Origin of the sequence: Pseudomonas sp. 2VD, assembly GCF_005503585.1 — a bacterium.
In the GTDB taxonomy this organism is placed as follows: Bacteria; Pseudomonadota; Gammaproteobacteria; order Pseudomonadales; family Pseudomonadaceae; genus Pseudomonas; species Pseudomonas aeruginosa.
In genome coordinates, this window is the sequence record NZ_SCND01000374.1 from 1 (window position 1) to 5,715 (window position 5,715).

6 protein-coding genes are annotated in these 5,715 nt (G+C 67.0%); 5 read left to right on the top strand and 1 reads right to left on the bottom strand.

The features are described from left to right. A partial coding sequence (locus FFS27_RS27405) for an amidohydrolase family protein (RefSeq protein ID WP_171019240.1) occupies positions 1-340 on the top strand: 340 nt, incomplete at its 5' end. A 112-nt stretch (positions 341-452) separates the two neighbouring features. Here the strand turns inward: FFS27_RS27405 and bauR are convergent. Next, complete coding sequence (gene bauR / locus FFS27_RS27410) at positions 453-1,370, bottom strand: HTH-type transcriptional activator BauR (RefSeq protein WP_003083805.1); 918 nt, start codon at positions 1,368-1,370, stop codon at positions 453-455. Between the two features lie 135 nt (positions 1,371-1,505). On the opposite strand from bauR, the gene bauA reads away from it, so the two are divergent. The 4 genes from bauA to FFS27_RS27430 all read left to right on the top strand — a co-directional run. Beyond that, positions 1,506-2,852, top strand: coding sequence for a beta-alanine--pyruvate aminotransferase (gene bauA, locus FFS27_RS27415; RefSeq protein WP_003101231.1), 1,347 nt, complete (start codon positions 1,506-1,508; stop codon positions 2,850-2,852). Next, positions 2,852-3,139 carry a beta-alanine degradation protein BauB gene (bauB, locus tag FFS27_RS27420; protein WP_003083790.1) on the top strand — a complete coding sequence of 96 codons (288 nt, stop codon included), beginning with the start codon at positions 2,852-2,854 and terminating at the stop codon, positions 3,137-3,139. The genes bauA and bauB overlap by 1 nt, the downstream gene beginning before the upstream one ends. A gap of 83 nt (positions 3,140-3,222) precedes the next feature. Further along, positions 3,223-4,716, top strand: coding sequence for a CoA-acylating methylmalonate-semialdehyde dehydrogenase (locus tag FFS27_RS27425; protein WP_003101230.1), 1,494 nt, complete (start codon positions 3,223-3,225; stop codon positions 4,714-4,716). Between the two features lie 168 nt (positions 4,717-4,884). After that, positions 4,885-5,715, top strand: an 831-nt coding sequence (locus FFS27_RS27430; RefSeq protein WP_137952343.1) for an amino acid permease, incomplete at its 3' end; no start/stop codon positions are given.

Here is a 5,715-nt window from a genome sequence, read left to right on the forward strand (position 1 = left end):
AGACAGCGGCGGCACCAGCCTGTCGCTGCTGGCCAACCTCGCCGACGCCTACAAGATCCAGCAATTGCGCGGCACCAGCCTCGATCCGTTCCAGGCGCTCTACCTGGCCACCCTCGGCGGCGCCAGGGCGCTCGACCTGGACGGCCTGGTCGGTAACTTCCTGCCCGGCCGCGAGGCCGACTTCGTCGCTCTCGACCTGGCCGCCACGCCGATGATCGCCCAGCGCATGGAGCATGCGCGCGGCCTGGCCGATACCCTGTTCGTGCTGAACACCCTGGGCGACGACCGCGCGGTGGCGGAGACCTGGGTGATGGGGGAGCGGCGCCATGCGAAGGGGTGAGAGCCTCTTTCCCGCGTTGGCTCGGCCCGTCGCTGCATGCCACCTCCTCGCGCCGTAGAGAAAAGGCGCCGTTCGGCGGGCAGCCGAAGCTCGCGTCACTCCATCCGCGCCCTCACGACACCGCCACCGCCTCCAGGAACCGTTCCAGCACCAGGTTCGGCCGGCGTCCCTTGCGGGTCACGATGGTCAGCGCGATGGCGTAGTGGAAACGTTCCGGCAGCAGCGGCCGCAGCATCCCGGCGGCGACCCAGTCGGCGGCGTAGTGCGACGGCAGGTAGCCGATGAAGTTGCCGGTCAGGATCAGGAACGCCATGCCCTCGCGGTCCGAAGCGCTGGCGCTGTTGTTCAGCTCCTGGTGGCGCGCCTGGGCTTCGGCGGGCAGGCGGTAGCTGGGCGCCACGGCGTCCGCGGCGAGCACCTCGTCCACCGCGATATCACCGTCGGCGCGTTCGAACAGTGCGTGGCCGCGGCTGCAATAGAGCTGCGCGTGCTCGTCATACAGCGGCAGGTACTCGAGTCCCGACAGCGGACTGATCAACGGCACCACGCCGACATGCAGGTGACCGTCGAGCACGCCCAGTTCGATCTCGTTGGGGGTGGTCATGCCGATGTTGATCCGCACCTGCGGTCCCTGCCCCTTGAGCGCGCTGAGGGCGTGGGTGATGCGCATCTGCGGCAGGGTCACCAGGTTGTTGATGATGCCGATGTTGAGTTCGCCGCGCAGGTGCTGGTGCAGGTCGTTGACCTCGGCGCGGAACCCCTCCAGCGCCGCCAGCAGGGTCTGGGTCGCGCGATAGACCTCGCGGCCCTCGTCGGTCAGGGCGAAGCCGGCGCGGCCGCGCTGGCACAGGCGCATGCCCAGGCGCTTCTCCAGGTCGCCCATGTGCAGGCTGATCGCCGAGCGGCTGAGGCCGAGAGTGCTCTCGGCGGCGGAGAAACTGCCGCACTCGACGATGGTCTTGAAGATGCGCAGCAGGCGGATATCGAAATCGCTGACCTGGCCGAGCGACGGGTTGCGGGATTTGGCCATTATTGTTTTACCCAGTCGAAACTAAACGTGAGAAGAATAAGCTTTATCTAACCTTTCGTCAGGGCCAAGCTTGATCCCAACGCTCCGCCGCCGCGTGCGCGGAACCTTCCAACAAGAAAGCCCGAGGATCGAACGATGAACCAGCCGCTCAACGTGGCCCCGCCGGTTTCCAGCGAACTCAACCTGCGCGCCCACTGGATGCCCTTCTCCGCCAACCGCAACTTCCAGAAGGACCCGCGGATCATCGTCGCCGCCGAAGGCAGCTGGCTGACCGACGACAAGGGCCGCAAGGTCTACGACAGCCTGTCCGGCCTGTGGACCTGCGGCGCCGGCCACTCGCGCAAGGAAATCCAGGAGGCGGTGGCTCGCCAGCTCGGCACCCTCGACTACTCGCCGGGCTTCCAGTACGGCCATCCGCTGTCCTTCCAGTTGGCCGAGAAGATCGCCGGGTTGCTGCCAGGCGAACTGAACCACGTGTTCTTCACCGGTTCCGGCTCCGAGTGCGCCGACACCTCGATCAAGATGGCCCGCGCCTACTGGCGCCTGAAAGGCCAGCCGCAGAAGACCAAGCTGATCGGCCGCGCCCGCGGCTACCACGGGGTCAACGTCGCCGGCACCAGCCTCGGCGGGATCGGCGGCAACCGCAAGATGTTCGGCCAGTTGATGGACGTCGACCACCTGCCGCACACCCTGCAACCAGGCATGGCGTTCACCCGCGGGATGGCCCAGACCGGCGGCGTCGAGCTGGCCAACGAACTGCTCAAGCTGATCGAACTGCACGACGCCTCGAACATCGCCGCGGTGATCGTCGAGCCGATGTCCGGCTCCGCCGGCGTACTGGTACCGCCGGTCGGCTACCTGCAGCGCCTGCGCGAGATCTGCGACCAGCACAACATCCTGCTGATCTTCGACGAGGTGATCACCGCCTTCGGCCGCCTGGGCACCTACAGCGGCGCCGAGTACTTCGGCGTCACCCCGGACCTGATGAACGTCGCCAAGCAGGTCACCAACGGCGCCGTGCCGATGGGCGCGGTGATCGCCAGCAGCGAGATCTACGACACCTTCATGAACCAGGCGCTGCCCGAGCACGCGGTGGAGTTCAGCCACGGCTACACCTACTCCGCGCACCCGGTCGCCTGCGCCGCCGGCCTCGCCGCGCTGGACATCCTGGCCAGGGACAACCTGGTGCAGCAGTCCGCCGAACTGGCGCCGCACTTCGAGAAGGTCCTGCACGGCCTGCAAGGCGCGAAGAACGTCATCGACATCCGCAACTGCGGCCTGGCCGGCGCGATCCAGATCGCCCCGCGCGACGGCGATCCGACCGTGCGTCCGTTCGAGGCCGGCATGAAGCTCTGGCAACAGGGTTTCTACGTGCGCTTCGGCGGCGATACCCTGCAATTCGGCCCGACCTTCAACGCCAGGCCGGAAGAGCTGGACCGCCTGTTCGACGCGGTCGGCGAAGCGCTCAACGGCATCGCCTGATGAGCGGCCGCCCGCAAGCCGTACCCACCGTGCAGGTGGACAACGCCGAGGTGATCGTGACCGAATGGCGCTTCGCCCCCGGCGCGGAAACCGGGCGCCACCGCCACGGACACGACTATGTGGTGGTACCGCTGACCGACGGCACGCTGCTGCTGGAAACCCCCGAGGGCGACCGCCACGCGCCGCTGGTCGCCGGACAGGCCTACTTCCGCAAGGCCGGCGTCGAGCACAACGTGATCAACGCCAGCGCACACGAAGTGGTCTTCGTCGAGACCGAGATCAAGTAATCCGCACCCGCTCCCCAGGGAGCGGGTAAAGGGAAAGGGCCACGGCCCTTTCGTCACCCCTAGCGAAGAGAGAACAAGACAAGATGGGCACCCTCCACCACCTGATCAACGGCGAAATGGTCGCCGACAACGGCCGCAGCGCCGACGTCTTCAACCCCTCCACCGGCGAAGCCATCCACAAGGTCCCGCTGGCCGACGGCAAGACCCTGCAGAAAGCCATCGATGCCGCCAGGGCCGCCTTCCCGGCCTGGCGCAACACCCCGCCGGCCAAGCGCGCACAGGTGCTGTACCGCTTCAAGCAACTGCTGGAGCAGAACGAGGCGCGGATTTCCAAGCTGATCAGCGAAGAGCACGGCAAGACCCTGGAAGACGCCGCCGGCGAACTCAAGCGCGGCATCGAGAACGTCGAGTACGCCTGCGCCGCCCCGGAAATCCTCAAGGGCGAGTACAGCCGCAACGTCGGCCCGAACATCGACGCCTGGAGCGACTTCCAGCCGATCGGCGTGGTCGCCGGGATCACCCCGTTCAACTTCCCGGCGATGGTGCCGCTGTGGATGTACCCGCTGGCCATCGCCTGCGGCAACACCTTCATCCTCAAGCCCTCCGAGCGCGACCCCAGCTCCACCCTGCTGATCGCCGAGCTGTTCCACGAAGCCGGCCTGCCGAAGGGCGTGCTGAACGTGGTGCACGGCGACAAGGAAGCCGTGGACGGCCTGCTCCAGGCGCCGGAAGTGAAAGCCATCAGCTTCGTCGGCTCGACCCCCATCGCCGAATACATCTATGCCGAGGGCACCAAGCGCGGCAAGCGCGTGCAGGCCCTGGGCGGCGCGAAGAACCATGCGGTGCTGATGCCCGACGCCGACCTCGACAACGCCGTCAGCGCGCTGATGGGTGCCGCCTACGGCTCCTGCGGCGAGCGCTGCATGGCGATCTCGGTGGCGGTATGCGTCGGCGACCAGGTGGCCGACGCGCTGATCGCCAAGCTGGTTCCGCAGATCAAGGCGCTGAAGATCGGCGCCGGCACTTCCTGCGGCCTCGACATGGGCCCGCTGGTCACTGCCGCCGCGCAGGCCAAGGTCACCGGCTACATCGACAGCGGCGTGGCCCAGGGCGCGGAGCTGGTGGTGGACGGCCGCGGCTACCAGGTCGCCGGCCACGAGAACGGCTTCTTCCTCGGCGGCAGCCTGTTCGACCGGGTGACCCCGGAAATGACCATCTACAAGGAAGAGATCTTCGGCCCGGTGCTGTGCGTGGTTCGCGTCAACAGCCTGGAAGAGGCCATGCAGTTGATCAACGACCACGAATACGGCAACGGCACCTGCATCTTCACTCGCGACGGCGAGGCCGCCCGCCTGTTCTGCGACGAGATCGAGGTCGGCATGGTCGGCGTCAACGTCCCGCTGCCGGTGCCGGTGGCCTACCACAGCTTCGGCGGCTGGAAGCGCTCGCTGTTCGGCGACCTCCACGCCTACGGCCCGGACGGCGTGCGCTTCTACACCCGGCGCAAGGCCATCACCCAGCGCTGGCCGCAGCGGGCCAGCCACGAGGCCTCGCAATTCGCCTTCCCCAGCCTCTGAAGGCTGACGACAACAGGCATGGTCGGTAACGACCATGCCTTTTTTCTTTTTCCGCAATCAGGAGTCCGCAACGTTCCACCGCCGTGAAACCTCACCCACGGCCGCACCCATGGCGTCGCCCACAAGGCGGCCCAGACCTTGCCCAAGAACAATTAAAGGGTCTCAACGATGTCCAAAGTCGTACTGGCTTCACAACTGCCGAACAAGCGCAACGCCTCGCTCGCGCCCGGCCTGAAACAACGCCACGTCACCATGCTGTCGATCGCCGGGGTGATCGGCGCCGGCCTGTTCGTCGGCTCCGGCCATGCCATCGCCGCCGCCGGCCCGGCCGCCCTGCTCGCCTACCTGATCGCCGGCACCCTGGTGGTGCTGGTCATGCGCATGCTCGGCGAAATGGCGGTCGCCTCCCCCGATACCGGTTCCTTCTCCACCTACGCCGATCGCTCCATCGGCCGCTGGGCCGGTTTCACCATCGGCTGGCTCTACTGGTGGTTCTGGGTGCTGGTGATCCCCCTCGAAGCGATCGCCGCCGCGGCCATCCTCAACGCCTGGTTCCCGGCCATCGACACCTGGATCTTCGCCCTCGCGGTGACCTTCCTGCTCACCGTCACCAACCTCTTCAGCGTGGCCCGCTACGGCGAGTTCGAATTCTGGTTCGCGCTGCTCAAGGTGATCGCCATCATCGCCTTCATCGTGCTCGGCGCGGTGGCCATCGTCGGCGGCCTGCCGGAACGCGAGGTCAGCGGCCTGTCCAGCCTGATGGCGAGCCACGGCGGCTTCGTGCCGAACGGCTACGGCGCGGTGCTCGGCGCCCTGCTGACGACCATGTTCAGCTTCATGGGCACCGAGATCGTCACCATCGCCGCCGCCGAGTCCAAGGACCCGGCGAAGCAGATCACCCGCGCCACCAACTCGGTGATCTGGCGGATCGGCCTGTTCTACCTGGTGTCGATCTTCATCGTGATCTCCATCGTGCCGTGGAACGACCCGCTGCTGATC

Excerpts from the sequence above, each read along its gene's own strand:
- bauR (WP_003083805.1), bottom strand. The coding sequence starts at position 1,370 with ATGGCCAAATCCCGCAACCCGTCGCTCGGCCAGGTCAGCGATTTCGAT.
- bauA (WP_003101231.1), top strand. The coding sequence starts at position 1,506 with ATGAACCAGCCGCTCAACGTGGCCCCGCCGGTTTCCAGCGAACTCAAC.
- bauB (WP_003083790.1), top strand. The coding sequence starts at position 2,852 with ATGAGCGGCCGCCCGCAAGCCGTACCCACCGTGCAGGTGGACAACGCC.
- FFS27_RS27425 (WP_003101230.1), top strand. The coding sequence starts at position 3,223 with ATGGGCACCCTCCACCACCTGATCAACGGCGAAATGGTCGCCGACAAC.